This is a genomic window from Streptomyces sp. NPDC056452 (genome assembly GCF_042796085.1).
In the GTDB taxonomy this organism is placed as follows: Bacteria; Actinomycetota; Actinomycetes; order Streptomycetales; family Streptomycetaceae; genus Streptomyces.
In genome coordinates this window covers 97,663-118,008 of the sequence record NZ_JBHTRI010000010.1, presented here as the reverse complement: position 1 = coordinate 118,008, position 20,346 = coordinate 97,663, and the positions used below count along the sequence as shown (strand labels likewise).

General features: G+C 70.5%; 18 protein-coding genes. 12 read left to right on the top strand and 6 right to left on the bottom strand.

Features of this window, described 5'->3' with window-relative positions:
* Window positions 1-121 precede the first annotated feature (121 nt).
* Entirely contained in the window at window positions 122-1,210 is a 1,089-nt protein-coding gene (ychF, locus tag ACFQ6X_RS12780; RefSeq protein WP_329207796.1) for a redox-regulated ATPase YchF, read from the bottom strand.
* A gap of 242 nt (window positions 1,211-1,452) precedes the next feature.
* On the opposite strand from ychF, the gene ACFQ6X_RS12775 reads away from it, so the two are divergent.
* Window positions 1,453-2,052, top strand: coding sequence for a DUF6542 domain-containing protein (locus tag ACFQ6X_RS12775; RefSeq protein WP_383180181.1), 600 nt, complete (start codon window positions 1,453-1,455; stop codon window positions 2,050-2,052).
* A gap of 6 nt (window positions 2,053-2,058) precedes the next feature.
* On the opposite strand, the gene ppgK is transcribed toward ACFQ6X_RS12775, so the two are convergent.
* Entirely contained in the window at window positions 2,059-2,796 is a 738-nt protein-coding gene (gene ppgK, locus ACFQ6X_RS12770; RefSeq protein WP_383180178.1) for a polyphosphate--glucose phosphotransferase, read from the bottom strand.
* A 75-nt stretch (window positions 2,797-2,871) separates the two neighbouring features.
* Window positions 2,872-3,861 (bottom strand): 4-hydroxy-3-methylbut-2-enyl diphosphate reductase, encoded by a 990-nt coding sequence (locus tag ACFQ6X_RS12765; RefSeq protein WP_383180175.1) that lies wholly within the window; start codon window positions 3,859-3,861, stop codon window positions 2,872-2,874.
* A gap of 86 nt (window positions 3,862-3,947) precedes the next feature.
* Between ACFQ6X_RS12765 and ACFQ6X_RS12760 the strand changes: the two genes are divergently transcribed.
* The 4 genes from ACFQ6X_RS12760 (at window position 3,948) to ACFQ6X_RS12745 (ending at window position 7,688) form a co-directional block, all read left to right on the top strand.
* Window positions 3,948-5,291, top strand: a complete 1,344-nt coding sequence (locus ACFQ6X_RS12760; RefSeq protein ID WP_383180172.1) for an APC family permease — start codon at window positions 3,948-3,950, stop codon at window positions 5,289-5,291.
* An 88-nt stretch (window positions 5,292-5,379) separates the two neighbouring features.
* Window positions 5,380-6,591, top strand: coding sequence for an exodeoxyribonuclease VII large subunit (gene xseA / locus ACFQ6X_RS12755; RefSeq protein WP_383180169.1), 1,212 nt, complete (start codon window positions 5,380-5,382; stop codon window positions 6,589-6,591).
* Window positions 6,592-6,661: 70 nt separating this feature from the next.
* Window positions 6,662-6,916, top strand: coding sequence for an exodeoxyribonuclease VII small subunit (locus ACFQ6X_RS12750; RefSeq protein ID WP_383180166.1), 255 nt, complete (start codon window positions 6,662-6,664; stop codon window positions 6,914-6,916).
* Window positions 6,917-7,097: 181 nt separating this feature from the next.
* Window positions 7,098-7,688 carry a malonic semialdehyde reductase gene (locus tag ACFQ6X_RS12745; RefSeq protein ID WP_383180163.1) on the top strand — a complete coding sequence of 197 codons (591 nt, stop codon included), beginning with the start codon at window positions 7,098-7,100 and terminating at the stop codon, window positions 7,686-7,688.
* A 72-nt stretch (window positions 7,689-7,760) separates the two neighbouring features.
* On the opposite strand, the gene ACFQ6X_RS12740 is transcribed toward ACFQ6X_RS12745, so the two are convergent.
* The gene (locus ACFQ6X_RS12740; RefSeq protein WP_383180160.1) at window positions 7,761-8,282 is read right to left on the bottom strand and encodes a DUF4245 domain-containing protein; all 522 of its coding nucleotides are present in this window, start codon (window positions 8,280-8,282) and stop codon (window positions 7,761-7,763) included.
* Window positions 8,283-8,426: 144 nt separating this feature from the next.
* On the opposite strand from ACFQ6X_RS12740, the gene glpX reads away from it, so the two are divergent.
* Window positions 8,427-9,458: a class II fructose-bisphosphatase gene (gene glpX, locus ACFQ6X_RS12735; protein WP_329207811.1), complete on the top strand. Its 1,032-nt coding sequence runs from the start codon at window positions 8,427-8,429 to the stop codon at window positions 9,456-9,458.
* A gap of 65 nt (window positions 9,459-9,523) precedes the next feature.
* On the opposite strand, the gene ACFQ6X_RS12730 is transcribed toward glpX, so the two are convergent.
* Window positions 9,524-9,892 carry a WhiB family transcriptional regulator gene (locus tag ACFQ6X_RS12730; RefSeq protein WP_329207812.1) on the bottom strand — a complete coding sequence of 123 codons (369 nt, stop codon included), beginning with the start codon at window positions 9,890-9,892 and terminating at the stop codon, window positions 9,524-9,526.
* Window positions 9,893-10,050: 158 nt separating this feature from the next.
* On the bottom strand, window positions 10,051-10,722 hold the full coding sequence (locus ACFQ6X_RS12725; protein ID WP_383180156.1) for a DUF1707 domain-containing protein: 672 nt from the start codon (window positions 10,720-10,722) through the stop codon (window positions 10,051-10,053).
* A gap of 247 nt (window positions 10,723-10,969) precedes the next feature.
* Between ACFQ6X_RS12725 and ACFQ6X_RS12720 the strand changes: the two genes are divergently transcribed.
* The 6 genes from ACFQ6X_RS12720 to ACFQ6X_RS12695 all read left to right on the top strand — a co-directional run bounded on the left by ACFQ6X_RS12720 (window position 10,970) and on the right by ACFQ6X_RS12695 (window position 20,341).
* A complete protein-coding gene (locus tag ACFQ6X_RS12720; RefSeq protein WP_329207816.1) occupies window positions 10,970-12,637 on the top strand; it encodes a fumarate hydratase in 1,668 nt (555 codons plus the stop codon).
* A 205-nt stretch (window positions 12,638-12,842) separates the two neighbouring features.
* Window positions 12,843-14,171, top strand: a complete 1,329-nt coding sequence (locus ACFQ6X_RS12715) for an MFS transporter (RefSeq protein WP_383180151.1) — start codon at window positions 12,843-12,845, stop codon at window positions 14,169-14,171.
* Between the two features lie 141 nt (window positions 14,172-14,312).
* Complete coding sequence (locus ACFQ6X_RS12710) at window positions 14,313-15,716, top strand: class II fumarate hydratase (RefSeq protein WP_383180148.1); 1,404 nt, start codon at window positions 14,313-14,315, stop codon at window positions 15,714-15,716.
* Between the two features lie 44 nt (window positions 15,717-15,760).
* Window positions 15,761-16,465: a DUF402 domain-containing protein gene (locus ACFQ6X_RS12705; protein ID WP_383180145.1), complete on the top strand. Its 705-nt coding sequence runs from the start codon at window positions 15,761-15,763 to the stop codon at window positions 16,463-16,465.
* Between the two features lie 377 nt (window positions 16,466-16,842).
* Window positions 16,843-18,762, top strand: coding sequence for a SpoIIE family protein phosphatase (locus ACFQ6X_RS12700; protein ID WP_383180142.1), 1,920 nt, complete (start codon window positions 16,843-16,845; stop codon window positions 18,760-18,762).
* A gap of 115 nt (window positions 18,763-18,877) precedes the next feature.
* On the top strand, window positions 18,878-20,341 hold the full coding sequence (locus ACFQ6X_RS12695; protein ID WP_383180139.1) for a catalase: 1,464 nt from the start codon (window positions 18,878-18,880) through the stop codon (window positions 20,339-20,341).
* Window positions 20,342-20,346: the final 5 nt, after the last annotated feature.

Here is a 20,346-nt window from a genome sequence, read left to right as displayed (position 1 = left end):
GCCCGGAGCCCTTCCCGCAAGGGAACGGCGCGGGAAACAGCGAGGGGCCGGCCCCCGGAAGAGCCGACCCCTCGCCATCTGCGTACCTGGCGGAACACCCAGTACCGCAGTAACGGACCGATCACACGTTGAAGCGGAACTCCACCACGTCGCCGTCCTGCATGACGTAGTCCTTGCCCTCCATGCGGGCCTTGCCCTTGGCGCGGGCCTCGGCGACCGAGCCCGTCTCGACCAGGTCGTCGAAGGAGATGATCTCCGCCTTGATGAAGCCCTTCTGGAAGTCGGTGTGGATCACACCGGCCGCCTCGGGGGCCGTGGCGCCCTTCTTGATCGTCCAGGCGCGGGTCTCCTTCGGACCTGCCGTGAGGTAGGTCTGCAGGCCCAGCGTGTCGAAGCCGACGCGGCCGAGGGTCGCCAGGCCGGGCTCTTCCTGGCCCATGGACTGGAGGAGCTCGAGTGCCTCGTCGTCGTCGAGCTCGATCAGCTCGGACTCGATCTTGGCGTTGAGGAAGATGGCCTCGGCCGGGGCGACGAGGGCGCGCTGCTCGTTCTTGAAGTCCTCGTCGACCAGCTCGTCCTCGTCGACGTTGAAGACGTACAGGAACGGCTTCGTCGTGAGCAGGTGCAGCTCGTGCAGGAGCTGTCCCTTCTCCGTGGCCGCGGTGATGCCCACGGAGAAGAGCGTGTCGCCCGCCTCGAGGATCTTCTGGGCCTCCTCGACCGCGGCGAGGACGGCGACCTTCTCCTTCTGGAGGCGGGCCTCCTTCGTCAGGCGCGGGACGGCCTTCTCGACGGACTGGAGGTCGGCCAGGATCAGCTCGGTGTTGATCGTCTCGATGTCGTCCTTGGGCGAGACCTTGCCGTCGACGTGGACGACGTTCTCGTCCTTGAAGGCGCGGATGACCTGGCAGATCGCATCGGACTCGCGGATGTTCGCGAGGAACTTGTTGCCCAGGCCCTCACCCTCGCTCGCGCCGCGCACGATGCCCGCGATGTCGACGAAGTCGACGGTGGCGGGGAGCAGCTTCTGCGAACCGAAGATCTCGGCGAGCGTGTGCAGGCGCGGGTCGGGGACACCCACGACTCCGACGTTCGGCTCGATGGTGGCGAACGGGTAGTTGGCCGCCAGCACGTCGTTCTTGGTCAGGGCGTTGAACAGGGTCGACTTGCCGACATTCGGCAGGCCGACGATTCCGATCGTGAGCGACACGTTGGCGACTTCCTGGAGTGAGGACGATGAGTGAGCTGAGGGGCTGTGGCGGGCGGGCCCGGGGTGGACCGATTCTCCAGTTTACGGGCGGGGCGGGGCGGCCGGTCACGGGTCCGGGGCGGGGCGGGTGTGCGGCCGGACGGGGCGGGTTTCGGCCGTGCGGTATCGAACGCAGAGCCAAGGTCGGCCAAAGCGCGTGTCCAACGCCCGAAAGGACCCGCACCGCGACCTAGGTTGTCCAGGTGGAGCAGCACAGGACACGTACCCCGCAGCGCAGGCAGCCCCAGCAGGCCCCGCTGTCCCCGCCGGGCGGCCTCGGCGAGGCCGCGGCCTGTCCGGTGCCGGCAGGCGTGGGAGTTGCGGTCGCACCGGGGCCGGCACCCAGGTCCCGCACCGTCGCACCCGTGGTGCTCGCGCTGCGCAGGTTTCCCAACCCCCGGCTGACCGGCATCGGCGCCGGGCTCTTCGCGGCTCTGGCCATGTTCCTGCTGGCCTGCCTGGACCGGTTGCTCCTCGGCGGTTCCGAGGTCGTCTACGGGGTGCTGTTCCTGCCCGTCAGCGCGCTGACGGCGCTCTGGGTGCGGCCCGCCGACCTGGTCACGGCACCGATCAGTGTGCCCATCGCCTTCGCCGTCGGCGTGATCCCCGTCGCCGGGGGCACGGGCGGCTTCGGCGGGCAGACGATGGCCGTCGTCACCGCGCTCGCCGTCCATGCCGGCTGGCTGTACGGCGGCACGCTCATCGCCGGGATCATCGCGACCGTCCGGAAGGTCCGGCACATGCGGGAGCGGCAGCGGTACCTGGCCAGGACCGGTCAGGGTGCGCGCCGCCCCCGCTCGTAGCCCGGGTCAGTTCCCCGCGGCCGCCATGGCCGCGCCCACGATGCCCGCGTTGTTCTGCAGCTCGGCCGGAACCATCTCGGCCCGTACGTGTTCGATGAGGGGGAGGAACTTCTCCGCCTTGCGGCTGACTCCCCCGCCGATGATGAAGAGCTCGGGCGAGAACAACATCTCCACGTGGACCAGGTACTTCTGCACCCGGTGCGCCCAGTGGTGCCAGCTCAGGTCCTCGTCCTCCTTGGCCTTCGTGGAGGCGCGCTTCTCCGCGTCGTGCCCGTGCAGCTCCAGGTGGCCGAGCTCGGTGTTGGGGACCAGCTGACCGCCGGTGAAGAGGGCGCTGCCGATTCCCGTACCCAGGGTCAGCATGATCACCGTGCCCTTGCGGCCGCGGCCCGCGCCGAAGGTCATCTCGGCGATTCCGGCCGCGTCGGCGTCGTTGAGGATCGTGACCGGCTGCCCGATGCGGTCGCTGAGCAGCGCACGGGCGTCCGTGTCGATCCAGTCCTTGTCCACGTTGGCCGCGGTCCGCGTGATGCCGCCCGTGACCACCCCGGGGAACGTGATGCCGACCGGGCCCTGCCAGTCGAAGTGGCCGACGACCTCGGCCACACCGTCGGCCACGCTCGCGGGCGTCGCCGGATGCGGTGTCAGTACCTTGTGGCGCTCCCGCGCCAGCTCTCCGCGGTCCAGGTCCACGGGAGCACCCTTGATCCCTGACCCGCCGATGTCCACACCGAAGATCTCCATGGAATCCACGGTACGGGCAGGTGGCACGGATCACTTCCCGGGGAGGGGATCCGTGCCACGCGGGGTGCGTTCCCGTTACTCGGCGGAGAGTGCCGCCGCCTCGGCGCGCAGGTCCCTGCGGAGCTCCTTGGGCAGCGAGAAGGTGATCGACTCGTCCGCGGTCTTCACCGTTTCCACGTCGCCGTAGCCCCGCTCGGCCAGCCACTCCAGCACTCCGTCGACCAGGACGTCGGGGACCGAGGCACCCGAGGTGAGGCCGACCGTGGTGACGCCTTCCAGCCAGCTCTCGTCGATCTCGGCGGCGAAGTCCACCAGGTGCGCGGCGGGCGCTCCGGCGTCCAGGGCGACCTCGACCATGCGGATCGAGTTCGACGAGTTCTTGGAGCCGACGACGATGACGAGCTCGGCGTCCTCGGCCAGCTTCTTCACCGCGATCTGACGGTTCTGCGTGGCGTAGCAGATGTCGTCGCTCGGCGGGGAGATCAGCTTCGGGAACTTCTCCTTGAGCGCGTCCACCGTCTCCATCGTCTCGTCGACGGAGAGCGTGGTCTGGGAGAGCCAGACGACCTTCGACTCGTCGCGTACGGAGACGCCCGCGACGTCCTCGGGGCCGTCGACCAGCGTGATGTGGTCGGGGGCCTCACCGCTCGTGCCGATGACTTCCTCGTGGCCCTCGTGGCCGATCAGGAGGATGTCGTAGTCCTCCTTGGCGAAGCGGACGGCTTCCTTGTGGACCTTGGTGACGAGCGGGCAGGTCGCGTCGATGGTGGCGAGCTTGCGCTCGGCGGCCTCCGCGTGGACGGTCGGCGCGACGCCGTGGGCCGAGAACATCACGATGGAGCCCTCGGGGACCTCCGCGGTGACGTCGACGAAGATCGCGCCCTTCTTCTCCAGGGTCTGCACGACGTACTTGTTGTGCACGATCTCGTGCCGGACGTAGATCGGGGCCCCGTACTGCTCCAGGGCCTTCTCGACGGCGATCACGGCACGGTCCACGCCCGCGCAGTAGCCACGGGGCGCGGCGAGAAGGACACGGCGGGCAGGAGTAGCAGTCATGCGTCCCATCGTAAGGCCGTACCGAACAGGCGCGGGCTCGGCGGGGTCGGGAGACTGAAGCCCTGTGCGGCGGGCAGGCGAGCGACGGAGGACTCATGGCGGGCAGCAGCGTGGACGGCGGAAGGCTGCGACGCACGCTTGGCTTCCGGGATTTGGTGGTCTACGGGCTGCTGTTCATCGCCCCCATGGCCCCGGTCGGCGTGTTCGGCACGCTCGACGCGAAGTCCGACGGCGCCGTCGCGCTGGTCTATGTCGTGGCGACGGTGGTGATGGCCTTCACCGCCTTCAGTTACGCCCAGATGGTGCGCGTGGCCCCGCTGGCGGGTTCGGTCTTCGCATACGCCCGCAAGGGGCTCGGGGAAGGGCCGGGCTTCATCGCGGGCTGGATGGCGATGCTCGACTACCTGCTCATTCCGGCGGTCGCCTACCTCTTCTCCGGCATCGCGATGAACGCGCTGGTCCCGGAGGTGTCGCGGTGGGTGTGGACGGCGATCGCGGTGGGCGTGACCACGCTGCTCAACCTGTGGGGGGTGCGGGCGGCGGCCCGGGTGGGCTTCGCGGTGCTCGCCATGGAGATCGTGGTGCTGCTGGTGTTCGTGGTGTCGGCGGTGGTGGTGCTGGCCAGGGACGGTGCGCAACGCGGCTGGCTGACGCCGTTCACCGGGGACTCCGGTTTCTCGATGACGGCGGTGCTGGGGGCGGTGTCCGTCGCGGTGCTGTCGTATCTGGGCTTCGACGCGATCGCCTCGTTCGCGGAGGAGGTGACGGGGGGTTCGGCGAAGGTGGCGCGGGCGGTGCTGTTCTGTCTCGTGCTCGCCGGGGTGCTGTTCGTGGTCCAGTCGTACCTGGCGGCGCTGCTGGAGCCCGTGAGCTCGGCGGAACTGGCGGCGAACCCGGTGATGCAGGGGTCGGCGTTCTACGACGCGGTGGACGCCTCGGTCGGGACGTGGCTGCACGATCTGGTGGCCGTGAGCAAGGCCATCGGTGCGGCCTTCGCCGCGCTGGCCGGGCAGGCCGCGGCCGGGCGGCTGGTGTTCGCCATGGCCCGGGAGCACCGGCTGCCGTCGTTCCTCGCCCGGGTCGACGGCGGGTCGGGGGTACCGCGCGTCGCGATCGGGGGCGCCGCGATCGTGACGCTGGTGGCGGCGGTGTGGGCGGCCCGGCGCGACGACGGGCTCGACCACCTGGTGTCGGTCGTGAACGTGGGCGCCCTCACGGCGTTCGTGCTGCTGCACGCGTCGGTGGTGGGCTGGTTCGCCGTACGCCGGATGGAGGGCCCGCCGAACTGGTGGCGCCATGTGCTGCTGCCAGTCGTAGGCGCCGGCGTGCTGATCGCGGTGATCCTGGAGGCGACGACGAGCGCCCAGCTGGTGGGGCTGTGCTGGCTGGGGATCGGTCTGGTGGTGCTCGGGGCCCAGTGGGGGCGGCGGGCGGTCTGAGGGGCGTGGTGGGGGCGGGTGCCGGCCTGCGGGCCGGGAGGGGGCCGGTTCCCCCGTCGATGTCCGTCCCGGCCGATACGCTCGCCGCATGGCTCTCACTACGTCCCCGGAAGCTCCGCTGCCCGTCGGCGACGTGTCACGGCTCATCGGGGGGTGGATCGACCGGCTCGGTGCGGTCTGGGTCGAGGGGCAGATCACCCAGCTGTCACGGCGCCCGGGCGCGGGCGTCGTCTTTCTGACCCTGCGCGACCCGTCGCACGACATCTCGGTGAGCGTGACGTGCTTCCGCCAGGTGTTCGACCGGATCGCCGATGTGGTGACGGAGGGCGCGCGCGTCGTCGTCCTCGCCAAGCCCGAGTGGTACGCGCCCCGTGGCCAGCTGTCCCTGCGGGCCACGGAGATACGGCCGGTGGGCATCGGCGAGCTGCTGGTCCGGCTGGAGCAGCTGAAGAAGTCGCTGGCCGCCGAGGGCCTCTTCGCGCTGGACCGCAAGAAGCCCCTGCCGTTCCTGCCGCAGTTGATCGGCCTGGTCTGCGGAAGGGCGTCGGCGGCCGAGCGCGATGTCCTGGAGAACGCGCGGCGCCGCTGGCCCGCGGTGCGCTTCGAGGTGCGCAACACCGCCGTACAGGGCGTGCACGCGGTGAACCAGGTCGTCCAGGCCGTGAAGGATCTCGACGAGCTGGCCGAGGTCGACGTGATCGTCGTCGCGCGCGGCGGCGGCAGCGTGGAGGACCTCCTGCCGTTCTCCGACGAGCAGCTCATCCGTGCGGTGGCCGCGTGCCGTACGCCGGTGGTGTCGGCCATCGGGCACGAGCCGGACTCCCCCCTGCTCGACCTGGTCGCGGACCTGCGGGCGTCGACGCCGACCGACGCGGCCAAGAAGGTCGTTCCCGACGTGGGCGAGGAGCTCGACCGGGTGCAGCAGCTCCGGGACCGGGCACTGCGGACCGTACGGGGGCTGCTCGACCGGGAGGAGCGGGGGCTGGCGCACGCGCTGGGCCGCTCCGCCATGGAGCGCCCGCAGCGGATGGTGGACGAGCGGGCGGCGGAGGTCGACGCGCTGGCCGGGCGGAGCCGGCGGGTGCTGGGTCATCTGCTGGACCGGGCCGACTCGGAGCTCGCGCACACCCGGGCGCGGGTGGTCGCGCTGTCGCCCGCGGCGACGCTGGAGCGGGGGTACGCGGTGCTGCAGCGGCCGGACGGGCACGTGGTGCGCTCCCCGTCGGACGCCGGGGCGCCCGGCGAGGAACTGCGGGCACGGGTGTCGGAGGGCGAGTTCACGGTGCGGGTGGCCGAGTGACGCACCGGAGGCCGGGGCGCGGGCCGGTGCCAGGGCCACTGATGTCACAGCTCACGAATAGGGTGAACGCATGACGGACGACGGGACGACGACTGCCGCTGCGGCGACCGGCACGCTCGGGTACGAGCAGGCGCGGGACGAGCTGATCGAGGTCGTGCGCCGCCTGGAGGCGGGCGGCACGACGCTGGAGGAGTCGCTGGCCCTGTGGGAGCGCGGCGAGGAGCTGGCGAAGGTGTGCCGGCGCTGGCTGGAGGGCGCGCGCGCCCGGCTGGACGCGGCGCTGGCCGGCCCGGACGAGTCCGCCGAGGGCGAGCGCACGGACTGAGCCGGCGACGGCGCCGGATCCGCCCGAGCCGGGGCGGTGCCGGGCGGGGCGCTGTGCGGTCGATCACCCTGGGACCGATTTAGTTGAACGTTAATCAATATTTCGGTTACGGTGATCACATCGCTGTGCGCGGCCCCCGTGCACGCGTGCCCCCGCAGCCGTCCGGAAGGTAACCCCCCAGATGTCCCTCGTCCTTGACCCCGCCGCCCAGGACCTCCTCTTCCGCGAGGCCCGCACCGCCAACACGTTCACCGACGAGCCGGTGACCGAGGAGCAGGTCCAGGCGGTCTACGACCTGGTCAAGTACGGCCCCACCGCCTTCAACCAGTCGCCGCTGCGCGTCATCCTGGTCCGCTCGGCAGAGGGCCGCGAGAGGCTCGTCCAGCACATGGCCGAGGGCAACCGGCCGAAGACCGCCGCCGCACCGCTGGTCGCGATCCTCGTCGCGGACAACGAGTTCCACGAGGAGCTCCCCGCGCTCATGCCGCACTTCCCGCAGGCCAAGGACGTGTTCTTCTCCGAGCGCCCGGTCCGCGAGAAGTCCGCCGCGCTCAACTCCGCGCTGCAGGCCGCCTACTTCATCGTCGGCGTCCGTGCCGCCGGGCTGGCCGCCGGCCCGATGACCGGCTACGACGCCGCGGGCATCGAGAAGGAGTTCCTCGACGGCGACCACCAGGTGCTCATGGTGGTCAACATCGGCAAGCCGGGCGAGGACGCCTCGCTCCCGCGCCTGCCGCGCCTGTCCTACGACGAGGTCGTCACGACCGTCTGAGGCCCCACAGACACCGAAGACCCCCGCGGCGCCTGGCGCTGCGGGGGTCTTCGCTGTCCGGGCGGACGCGGGTCAGGAGGCCGTCTCCAGCGCCGCCGCCATCTCCGTCAGCCGCTCCGTCGAGGCCGAGCCCGTGACCACGGTCGTCACGCCCTCGGCGTGCAGCACGAGGGCGTCGTACTTCGGGCCCTCCCAGTGCTGCCACGCCTCACCGGCCACCTCGCGGGTACGTCCGGTGTTCCTGGCGTCCTGGCTGACCTCGGAGACGTACTTCTTCGCCGGGGACGTGGACTGCTCCACCGCGACGTACTTGCCGTCCGGGTCGAGGAAGCCCAGGTGCCAGCCGGCGCCCGCCTGCCCCTCGTACGAGACGGAGGTCGGCTTCCACTCCTTCGACAGCCCGGCCGGGGCGGCCACCGGGTACGGTGCCGCGCGCCTCGCCGTCGCGAGCTCGACCCGGTAGTCCACGGCGCGGACCGGATCGGCCTTGTCGTCGTGCGGGACGAAGATGTAGATGACGCCCGCCAGTGCGGTGATGACCATCATCGACAGGAACATGTCCCGGACGGTCTGCTTGCCTCGCTTGCTTGCCACGGACTCAATGGTGGCATGGGCTCCCGGACGCCCGGCCACGGGGCTTCCGCTCATACGTGACCCGCTCTGCTCATTTTATCGACCTACCGATAGAGTCACAGCACCCTCTTTTCCGGTCGTCGTCGTACAGAAAGGTGCGCTCCGATGTCCGAGCATCATCTGCCGTCCCAGCTCGAGGTCTCTCCGGAGGCCCCCGACCGCAACCTGGCCCTGGAGCTGGTCCGGGTCACCGAGGCCGCCGCCATGGCCGCCGGGCGCTGGGTCGGCCGCGGCGACAAGATCGGCGCCGACGGCGCCGCTGTGAAGGCCATGCGAACCCTCGTCTCCACCGTTTCGATGAACGGCATCGTCGTCATCGGTGAGGGCGAGAAGGACGAAGCTCCCATGCTGTTCAACGGCGAGCGGGTCGGCGACGGCACCGGCGCCGAGGTCGACATCGCCGTCGACCCGATCGACGGGACCACGCTCAACGCCAAGGGCATGCCGAACGCGATCGCCGTGCTGGCCGCGGCCGACCGCGGCGCCATGTTCGACCCGTCCGCCGTCTTCTACATGGACAAGCTGGTGACCGGCCCCGAGGCGGCCGACTTCGTGGACATCAACGCGCCCGTGTCGGTGAACATCCGACGCGTCGCGAAGGCCAAGAACTCCACGCCCGAGGACGTCACCGTCGTCATCCTGGACCGTCCCCGGCACGAGGGCATCGTCAAGGAGATCCGGGAGACGGGCGCCCGGATCAAGTTCATCTCCGACGGCGATGTGGCCGGCTCCATCATGGCCGCCCGCGAGGGAACCGGCGTCGACCTGCTCATGGGCATCGGCGGCACCCCCGAGGGCATCATCTCGGCCTGCGCCATAAAGTGCCTCGGCGGTGTCATCCAGGGCAAGCTCTGGCCCAAGGACGAGGCCGAGCGTCAGCGTGCGCTGGACGCCGGGCACGACCTGGACCGGGTGCTGTCGACGGACGACCTGGTCAGCGGGGACAACGTGTTCTTCGTCGCCACCGGGATCACCGACGGTGAGCTGCTGCGCGGTGTGCGGTACCGCGCGGAGACGGCGACCACGGAGTCCCTGGTGATGCGCTCCAAGTCGGGCACGATCCGGAAGATCGACTCGACGCACCGGCTCTCGAAGCTGCGCGCCTACAGCGCGATCGACTTCGACCGCGCCAAGTAGCACCGTGCGGGCAGGGGTGAGGGGGGCTGCCCACCGGCAGCCCCCCTCACCCCTGTTCGCAGGTCTCAGCCGGCTGCGAGGTGCTCCGTGGGGGCCGCCGTCTTCAGCTCGATGTCGCGCCTGCGCCGCCGGGCGAGCACCACGCGGCGTTCGGCGGCCGTGAGGCCGCCCCACACCCCGTAGGGCTCGGGCTGTATGAGCGCGTGTTCGCGGCAGTCCACCATCACCGGGCACCGCGCGCAGACCTGCTTCGCGGCCTCCTCGCGTGACAGCCGGGCAGCAGTCGGCTCCTTCGACGGGGCGAAGAACAGCCCGGCTTCGTCCCGGCGGCACACCGCCTCCGCATGCCAGGGGCCTGCCTGGTCCTCCCGCGCAGGACTGCGCTGGGACGGCACGGCGGCGACCTGCAGGGGCTGATGCGGCAGTTGCAGCACGGTCTACTCCTGACGACGGCTTCGCGAGCGAGAGACGATGCAGCACTCCCTACCCGCTGTGCGCGCGCCTATGCACTGAGTGGCACCGGCTTCGGGGCCACCCAATTCCGCTCACCCGCCTTTTTGGCCGGAATTCGAGCCGTACCGGCCACCCGGCCTCAGCGGCCGAGGTGTTTGCGCAGCTGGTCGTGGAGGTTGGCAATGAGCTTGCCACGCTTGGGCTTTGCCTCGACGTTCCCGAAGACGGAATAGCCGTTGACTACGACCACCGGGGCTTCCGGGTCTGTCGATTCCAGTGTGTCGACTTCGAAATTGCCGAAAATACCTGTACCGCTGCCGCGCAGCGAGATGTTCTCGGGCACCCTGATCTCGACACTGCCGAAGATGGACGTCGCATTGATGACGGTCAGACGCTGGCCGAAAAGGGCCTCGGTCAGATCGATCTCGACACTGCCGAAGAGCGAGAAGGCGTTCGTGCGGCCGCCGACGCGCCAACGGCCCTTCCGGGTGGAGCTGCTGAAGACCGCCACCAGGTTCTCGGCGGGCCCGCTCGGCCCCTCGGGGCCGTACGCGTACGGAGAGGCGGCCGGCCGGCCGGTGGCCCCGCCGGCGGGCAGGTCCTGGACCAGCGGTCCCAGTTCACCCACGGTCTTGGCCCGGTAGACGAGTTCGACCCGCTCGGCGTGCTCCTCGGCGGTCAGCCGGCCCTCGGCCACGGCCTCCCGCAGGATGTCCGCGATCCGGTCGCGGTCCGCATCGGATGCGCGGATACCGGCGGGCGCGGGACCGGCCGGAGCGACGGGCTGCTGGGGCTGCTTTTCGAGGTCCACCGGCCCAGCGTACCCAAACGCGATAGATCGCGACCAGTACTCCTGCGGCACTTCCGCGGGATCCGGCCCCGTTCGGCCCCGGTCCGGTGACGGATCGGGCCACGGGCCCGTCATGATCCGGACGAAGGCGCCGGGCCGGATCCGGGTGAGCCTTACCTCACAGGCTCGCCGCCGCCGCGGGGTCCTACCCTGGTTGATGCGCTGCCCAAGGGAGGACGGCGCTGTCACCGAGTGAGGAATGGCCGTAATGCCAGAGTTTGCGTACTCCGATCTGCTCCCACTGGGAGAGGACACCACGCCGTACCGGCTGGTGACCGCCGAGGGCGTCTCGACCTTCGAGGCCGACGGCCGTACGTTCCTCAAGGTGGCTCCGGAGGCCCTGCGCACCCTCGCCGCCGAGGCCATGCACGACATCTCGCACTACCTGCGGCCCGCCCACCTGGCGCAGCTGCGGCGCATCGTGGACGACCCCGAGGCGTCGTCGAACGACAAGTTCGTCGCACTCGACCTCCTGAAGAACGCGAACATCGCCGCCGCGGGTGTCCTGCCCATGTGCCAGGACACCGGTACGGCGATCGTCATGGGCAAGCGCGGACAGAACGTGCTGACCGAGGGCGGTGACGAGGAGGCCCTGTCGCACGGCATCTTCGACGCGTACACCAAGCTCAACCTGCGGTACTCGCAGATGGCCCCGCTGAACATGTGGGACGAGAAGAACACCGGCTCGAACCTCCCGGCCCAGATCGAGCTGTACGCGACCGACGGCGGCGCGTACAAGTTCCTCTTCATGGCCAAGGGCGGCGGCTCGGCCAACAAGTCGTTCCTCTTCCAGGAGACCAAGGCGGTCCTCAACGAGACCTCCATGATGAAGTTCCTGGAGGAGAAGATCCGCTCACTGGGGACGGCCGCCTGCCCGCCGTACCACCTGGCGATCGTCGTCGGCGGTACGTCGGCCGAGTTCGCGCTCAAGACCGCGAAGTACGCCTCCGCGCACTACCTGGACGAGCTGCCCGCCGAGGGCTCCCCGACCGGCCACGGCTTCCGGGACAAGGAGCTGGAGGAGAAGGTCTTCGAGCTGACGCAGAAGATCGGCATCGGCGCGCAGTTCGGCGGAAAGTACTTCTGCCACGACGTGCGCGTGGTCCGCCTCCCCCGGCACGGCGCCTCGCTGCCCGTCGCCATCGCCGTGTCCTGCTCGGCCGACCGCCAGGCCACCGCGAAGATCACCGCCGAGGGCGTCTTCCTGGAGCAGCTGGAGAAGGACCCGGCGCGCTTCCTCCCGGACACCACCGACGAGCACCTCGACGAGGCGGGTGACGTCGTACGGATCGACCTCAACCGGCCGATGGACGACATCCTCGCCGAGCTGACCAAGTACCCGGTCAAGACCCGGCTCTCGCTGACCGGCCCGCTGGTCGTGGCGCGCGACATCGCGCACGCCAAGATCAAGGAGCGGCTCGACGCGGGCGAGGAGATGCCGCAGTACCTCAAGGACCACCCGGTGTACTACGCGGGCCCGGCCAAGACCCCCGAGGGGTACGCGTCCGGCTCCTTCGGCCCCACGACGGCCGGCCGCATGGACAGCTACGTCGCGCAGTTCCAGGCGGCGGGCGGCTCCAAGGTGATGCTCGCCAAGGGCAACCGGTCCAGGCAGGTCACCGACGCGTGCGACGCCCACGGCGGCTTCTACCTCGGTTCGATCGGCGGCCCCGCGGCGCGTCTCGCGCAGGACTGCATCAAGAAGGTCGAGGTCGTCGAGTACGAGGAGCTCGGCATGGAGGCGGTCTGGCGCATCGAGGTGGAGGACTTCCCCGCGTTCGTCGTGGTCGACGACAAGGGCAACGACTTCTTCACCGAGCCCGCCCCGGCACCGACGTTCACCAGCATTCCGGTGCGCGGCCCCGGCCTCGGCTGACCGGCCCGCACGCATCCAGGGGCGTTCCCGTTACCGCGGGGGCGCCCCTGGGGCATTCCCGCTCACCCGGGACATGCTCCTGTACGGCGGTGTGCGGCAATCATCAGGCGGTGGACATGAATGACCGCTCTTCACATGTGTGCAGATTGCCTATGTGTGGGCGGTACGGGTCCTGCGGGCCGGACGGCCGGGCGAGTATGAGCGGATGACGCCCGGTATCCACACCACGGACAACACGGCCCGCCCGGAACGCCGTTATCGATTTCTCGTCGCGGGTTACGCCGTCTCCTCGTACGGCACCTTCCTGAATACCGTGGCACTCAATCTCTTCGTCTATGCGACGACGGGCAGGGCGCTCGCCATGGGGCTGTTCATGGCCGTGCGGCTGGCGTCGGGATTCGCCGCGGGACTGGCGGCCGGCGCCCTGCTCGCCCGTTTCACGGCGAAGAGCGTCATGCTGTGGACGAACGCCGCGCAGGCCGCGGTGATGCTGTCGCTGGTCCTGGCGCCCGACGGTCTGCGGACGGGCGCGCTGATCGCGGTCTCCGTGGTCGTCGGGGCCTGCGGGACGCTGTTCATGGTGGCGTTGCGCAGTTCCGTGCCGGAGATGGTGGCCCCGGAACGCCTCACCTGGGCGAACTCGCTCTCCATCACGGCACGTTCGGTGGCGATGGTGGCCGGGTTCGCGTCCGCCGGTGTGGTGGTGTCGCTGGTGGGCTACACGGCGGCCTTCGTCATCGACATGGCGACCTTCGTGGTGTGTGCGGTGACGGTGGCCCTGCTGCCGGTCGCGGGCGGCGCCTCGGGCACGGGCGTGAAGGCGGAGCCGGCCGGGGACGCGGAGGCGGAGCCGCCGGGGCGGAGGCGGATGCCTGTCGCCCTCGCCGCGCTGGCCGCCGCGCCGGGCCTCGGGCTGATGGTGGCGCTGCGCGGGGTGGATGCCTTCGGCTCCTCGTCCCACAACGCCGCGCTGCCCGTCCACTCCAGCGCGCTGGACGCCTCGCACCCCGCGGTGTTCGTCAGTGCGTTCTGGTGCCTGTGGGCCGTCGGGAACATCGGCGCGCAGCAGGTGATCCAGCGCACCGCGCGGCGCACGGGCCGCGCGGTGGGTGCGCTGGGCTTCGGCTACGGGACGGTGGTGATGTCCGCGGCGTTCATCCTCGCGTTCACGGGTCTGCCGCTCGCCGCGACGGCTGCCGTCGCGCTGGTCGCCGGGGCGGCGGACGGGCTGACGGAGGTCTCGTACACCTCGCATCTGCAGACGCTCTCCGCCCGGCTGCGCGGCCACGCGTTCGGGCTGTCCGCGACCTTCGAGAACCTCGGCTTCGGCGTCGGCATGATCATCGTGGCTGCCGCGCTGGAGGGCTACAGCCCCCTGACCGTGGTCGCGTGGTCCCACGGGGCCGCCATCGTGGTCGCACTGGCGTTCCTGCTGCGGGTGTCCGCGCAGCAGGCCGGCGGGCCAGGGGTACGGCAACGGGTACGGCAGCCGCGTCGAGGTGACCGGGACGGCGCCGGAACACCCCTGGGCTGAGATACCGCGCACGGGCGGGAGCGGGGACGCCGCCCGCGCCCTGCCGGTTCATGGAGTTGCTCCAGGTATTTACTGACGGATGACGCCGCCGGAATACCTGGAACGCGACACGCGCTCATCTCCATCAGGAGGTTGGAACACATGGACGGATCGACCGAGGACCCGCAGTACCGCATCGAGCACGACTCGATGGGAGAGGTGAGGGTCCCCGCGCACGCCAAGTGGCGGGCCCAGACGCAGCGCGCCGTGGAGAACTTCCCCGTGTCCGGGCAGCGGATCGAGCGGGCCCACATCGAGGCGCTGGCCCGCATCAAGGCCGCCGCCGCCAAGGTCAACGCCGAGCTGAAGGTACTGGATCCCGAGATCGCGCAGGCGATCCAGGAGGCCGCCGCCGAGGTCGTCACGGGACGGTGGGACGAGCACTTCCCCATCGACGTGTTCCAGACAGGTTCCGGCACCTCGTCCAACATGAACACCAACGAGGTCGTGGCGACGCTCGCCACCGAGCGGCTGGGGCGTGAGGTCCACCCCAACGACCACGTCAACGCCTCGCAGTCGTCGAACGACGTGTTCCCCTCCTCCATCCACATCGCCGCGACCGCCGCGGTGACCGCGGATCTGATCCCCGCGCTGGAGCATCTGGCTGATTCCCTGGAGCGGAAATCAGCCGAATTTGCGGAGGTCGTGAAGTCGGGCCGTACGCATCTGATGGATGCCACACCCGTCACCCTGGGCCAGGAGTTCGGCGGCTACGCGGCACAGATCCGCTACGGCGTCGAGCGGCTGCGGGCCTCGCTCCCCCGCCTCGCCGAGCTCCCGCTGGGCGGTACGGCGGTGGGCACCGGGATCAACACCCCGCCCGGCTTCTCGGCCGCCGTGATCGCGGAGGTCGCCAGGACCACCGGACTGCCGCTCACCGAGGCGCGCAACCACTTCGAGGCGCAGGGGGCCCGGGACGGGCTCGTCGAGACGTCCGGCCAGCTCCGTACCGTCGCCGTCTCGCTCACCAAGATCTCCAACGATCTGCGCTGGATGGCCTCGGGTCCCCGCACCGGGCTGGCCGAGATCAATCTGCCCGACCTCCAGCCCGGTTCGTCGATCATGCCGGGCAAGGTCAATCCGGTGATCCCCGAGGCCGTGCTCATGGTCGCGGCCCAGGTCACTGGGAACGACGCCACGGTCGCGGCCGCCGGTGCGGCCGGCAACTTCGAGCTGAACGTGATGCTGCCGGTGATCGCCAGGAACCTTCTGGAGTCGGTGCGCCTGCTCGCGAACGCCTCCCGGCTGCTCGCCGACCGCACGGTCGACGGCATCACGGCCAACGTGGAGCGGGCCCGGCAGTACGCGGAGTCCTCGCCGTCGGTCGTGACCCCGCTGAACAAGTACATCGGCTACGAGGAGGCGGCGAAGGTCGCCAAGAAATCCCTGGCCGAGGGCACCACGATCCGGGAGACCGTGCTGGCCGGGGGGTACGTGGAGCGCGGCGACCTGAGTGTGGAGCAGCTCGACGAGGCCCTGGACGTGTTGCGTATGACCAGGCCCTGACGCGTATCGCAGCGTGCGGGCGCCCGCGTCCGTAAGATCTCTTCATGACAGCCACGGAAGCGGGTACGGGAGCAGGCACCGGTGCCGGTGCGGGAAACGGCACGCACTGGGCACCGGGGGACCAGATCCTCTGGCGCTACCGCGGCAACGGCGGCGGGAGCCCCGTGCACATCTGCCGGCCGGTCACCGTCGTCCAGGACACCGACGAACTGCTCGCCGTGTGGATGGCGCCCGGCACGGAGTGCGTGAAGCCCGTACTCGCCGACGGCACCCAGGTGCACGCCGAGCCGCTGGCCACCCGCTACACGCGCCCGCGCACCACGGTGCGCTCGCGCTGGTTCGGCGCGGGTGTGCTGAAGCTCGCCCGGCCGGGCGACCCGTGGTCGGTCTGGCTGTTCTGGGACCGCGGCTGGCTCTTTCGCAACTGGTACGTCAACCTCGAGGAACCCCGCGCCCGCTGGACGGGGGGCGTCGATTCCGAGGATCACTTTCTCGACATCTCCGTGAACCCCGACCGCAGCTGGGAGTGGCTCGACGAGGACGAGTTCGCCCAGGCCCAGCGGGTCGGGCTGATGGATGCCGCCACCGCCCGGGGCGTGCGGGAGGCGGGCCTGGCCGCGGTCGACGTGATCCGGGCCTGGGGGGCTCCGTTCCGGGACGGCTGGGAGCACTGGCGGCCCGATCCGCAGTGGCGGGTTCCCCCGCTGCCGGATGACTGGGACCGCACCCCTGCCCCCACCCGGTCGTGAGACCCTTGATGCACCCCAGGGGGGCAAACGTAGGATCGCCTTCCACCATCCACGTCACCACAACCGGCGGACGTGGCACGGGACCTGACCACAAGTCATCGAACAAGTCGCACACGTCGCATGAGCCGCACGGGACACGGAGCCGGGCGGGTCGTGCGGTCGTCTGAACCGCTACGAGGGGGTGGAGATGTGCTCGCTGTCCGCTGCCCCGTCGCCGGAATGACCGATATCGGCCCACCGCGCGGCCGTACGGTTTCGGCCCCGCTTATGAGGGCATCCGGTGACAGCCGTTGTTCTTACCGCTCTTGCCGGGGCACAGTGGCGCCCCACGAGGTGATTGCCTCATACAACCGGCCCGGACGGACGGAATCCCACGCGTGACGGAGCATCCCACCTCCCACGAAGGCCGGCAGCCCCTCGCTGCCCGGTCGCAGGAACGCGCCCGGCCCCGGCAGCAGGAGTCCGGACCGGGTGCCGCTGCCACCGCCGCGATCCCCGGCCCCTCCGCGGTGCCGAATCCGGGACCCGGTACCGCCCCGGAGTCCGCCACGCCCGGCGTCGACACCCAGGCGGTCACCCGCCGCGAGGGCGACCGGCTGCGTTTCGTCGGCGCGGCGACCCGCCGGATCGCCCGGGGCATAGACCTCGACGAGATCGTGCTCGGCCTGTGCCGGGCCAGCGTGCCGACGTTCTCGGACGCCATACTCGTCTATCTGCGCGACCCTCTCCCGGTGGGCGACGAGCGTCCGGTCAACCCCTTCGTGCTGCGGCTGCGCCGTACGGACAGGCTGCGGCTGACCGACGAGGACAGCGAGAACGGCCCGGAGGGCGAGCGGCTGCGGCTGCCCGTCACCGACCCGCAGGCCGGCCTGCTGCCCGCCGCCGACCTGTGCGAGGTCCTGGCGGGCGGTGCGCTCGCCGAGGTGCTCCGCGGGGTGCGTCCCGTCTTCGGGGACTCCGCCGCGGCCCGCGTCGCCCTGCCCGAACTGCTCGGGGCGGGCCGGACCGTGCCCACGGGACACCGCGCGATCCTGGCACCGCTGCGGGGCCGGCGCCGGGTCATCGGCGCCGCCGTCTTCCTCCGCGGCACGGACCGCCCGCCCTTCGAGGCCAACGACCTGCTCGTCGCGGCCCAGCTCGCCACGCACACCGCGCTCGGCATCGACAAGGCCGTGCTGTACGGCCGCGAGGCGTACATCGCCGACGAGCTGCAGCGCACGATGCTGCCCGACTCGCTGCCGCAGCCCACCGGCGTACGCCTGGCCTCCCGCTACCTTCCGGCCGCCGAGACGGCCCGGGTCGGCGGTGACTGGTACGACGCGATCCCGCTGCCGGGCAGCCGGGTCGCCCTGGTCGTCGGCGATGTGATGGGCCACTCCATGACGTCCGCGGCGATCATGGGCCAGCTGCGCACCACCGCGCAGACCCTGGCCGGTCTCGACCTGCCGCCGCAGGAGGTCCTGCACCATCTGGACGAGCAGGCGCAGCGGCTCGGCAGCGACCGGATGGCGACCTGCCTGTACGCGGTGTACGACCCGGTCGCGCACCGGATCACCATCGCCAACGCCGGCCACCCGCCGCCCGTGCTCCTGCATCTGGGCGGCCGGGCCGAGGTGCTGCGGGTACCGCCGGGTGCTCCGATCGGCGTCGGCGGGGTCGACTTCGAGGCCGTCGAGCTGGACGCGCCGGCCGGTGCCACGCTGCTGCTGTACACGGACGGCCTGGTGGAGTCCCGGCTGCGGGACGTCTGGACGGGGATCGAGCAGCTGCGGGAGCGGCTCGCCGCGACGGCGCAGCTGACCGGGCCGGACCATTCGCCGCCGCTCGAGGCGCTCTGCGACGACGTGCTCGACATGCTGGGCCCCGGCGACCGGGACGACGACATCGCCCTGCTGGCCGCCCGTTTCGACGGGATCGCGCCGAGCGACGTCGCCTACTGGTTCCTGGAACCTGAGGACGCGGCTCCGGGCCGGGCCCGCAGGCTGGCCCGCAGGGCGCTCAGCCGGTGGGGGCTGGACGCCCTCTCGGACGAGGTGGAGCTGCTGGTCAGCGAGGTGGTGACCAATGCGGTGCGGTACGCGGAGCGCCCCGTGACCCTGCGGCTGCTGCGGACCGACATCCTGCGCTGCGAGGTCGGCGACGACTCCCCTCAGCTGCCCCGGCAGCGCCGCGCCCGCGACACGGACGAGGGCGGACGCGGTCTGTTCCTGGTCAACCGGCTGGCCCGGAGGTGGGGGGCCACCCGGCTCTCCACGGGCAAAGTGGTCTGGTTCGAGATGGCTATTCCGGGCTCGTAGTACTTCATCCCGTTCTGGACCCTTTCCAGATGTTGCCGACCTCCCGTCGGCGGAGTTGACTTCAGTCGTGAACGAAGCGACCTGACCGAAACCCCACACCGACGGGAGGCCGATCGTGACCGAGGAAGCCGGCAAGGTTCCTTACACCACGAACAACGCCGGGATCCCGGTGGAGAGCGACGAACATTCGCTCACCGTCGGATCCGACGGCCCGATCCTGCTCCAGGACCACTACCTCATCGAGAAGATGGCCCAGTTCAACCGTGAACGGGTCCCCGAACGGGTGGTCCACGCCAAGGGCTCCGGCGCCTATGGCATCTTCGAGGTGACGAACGACGTCAGCCAGTTCACCAAGGCGGACCTCTTCCAGCCGGGCAAGCGCACAGAGATGCTCGCCCGCTTCTCCACGGTCGCCGGTGAACAGGGCTCGCCCGACACCTGGCGCGACCCGCGCGGATTCGCACTGAAGTTCTATACCGAGCACGGCAACTACGACATGGTCGGCAACAACACGCCGGTCTTCTTCGTACGGGACCCCATGAAGTTCCAGGACTTCATCCGCTCCCAGAAGCGCCGCCCGGACAGCGCGGTGCGCGACCACAACATGCAGTGGGACTTCTGGACCCTCTCGCCGGAGTCGGCGCACCAGGTCACCTGGCTGATGGGCGACCGGGGCATCCCGAAGACGTACCGCCACATGAACGGCTACAGCTCGCACACCTATATGTGGGTGAACGCGGGCGGCGAGCGGTTCTGGGTGAAGTACCACTTCAAGACCGACCAGGGCATCGACTTCTACACGCAGGCCGACGCCGACGCGATGGCCGGGACCGACGGCGACGCCCACCGCCGCGACCTGTTCGACTCGATCGAGCGCGGCGACCACCCGAGCTGGACCCTGAAGGTCCAGATCATGCCGTTCGACGACGCGCCGGACTACCGGTTCAACCCGTTCGACCTGACCAAGGTGTGGCCGCAGGGCGACTACCCGCTGATCGAGGTCGGCCGGATGACGCTCAACAAGAATCCGGAAGACTTCTTCATCCACATCGAGCAGGCGTCCTTCGAGCCGTCGAACATGGTGCCCGGCATCGGTCCGTCGCCCGACAAGATGCTGCTCGGCCGGCTCTTCTCGTACCCGGACACCCACCGGTACCGGATCGGCCCGAACTATCTGCAGCTGCCGCCCAACCGGCCCCGTTCGCCCGTCCGCTCATACGCGAAGGACGGCCCCATGCGGTACGAGCCGGCGCGCACGGGCGCTGTCTACGCCCCGAACTCGTACGGCGGCCCCGCGGCGGACACCGCCCGCTTCGGGGAGCCCGCGGGCTGGGCCACGGCGGGCGAGATGGTGCACGAGGCGTACACGCTGCGCAAGGACGACGACGACTGGGGCCAGCCGGGCACGCTGGTGCGCGAGGTGATGGACGACGCGGCGCGGGAGCGGCTCGTCTCCAACGTCTCCGGCCATCTGCTGGACGGCGTGAGCAAGCCGGTCCTGGAGCGTGCGCTGCAGTACTGGCGCAACATCGACAAGGCCGTCGGCGACCGGATCGCCAAGAAGGTGAACGGCGGCTGACGCAC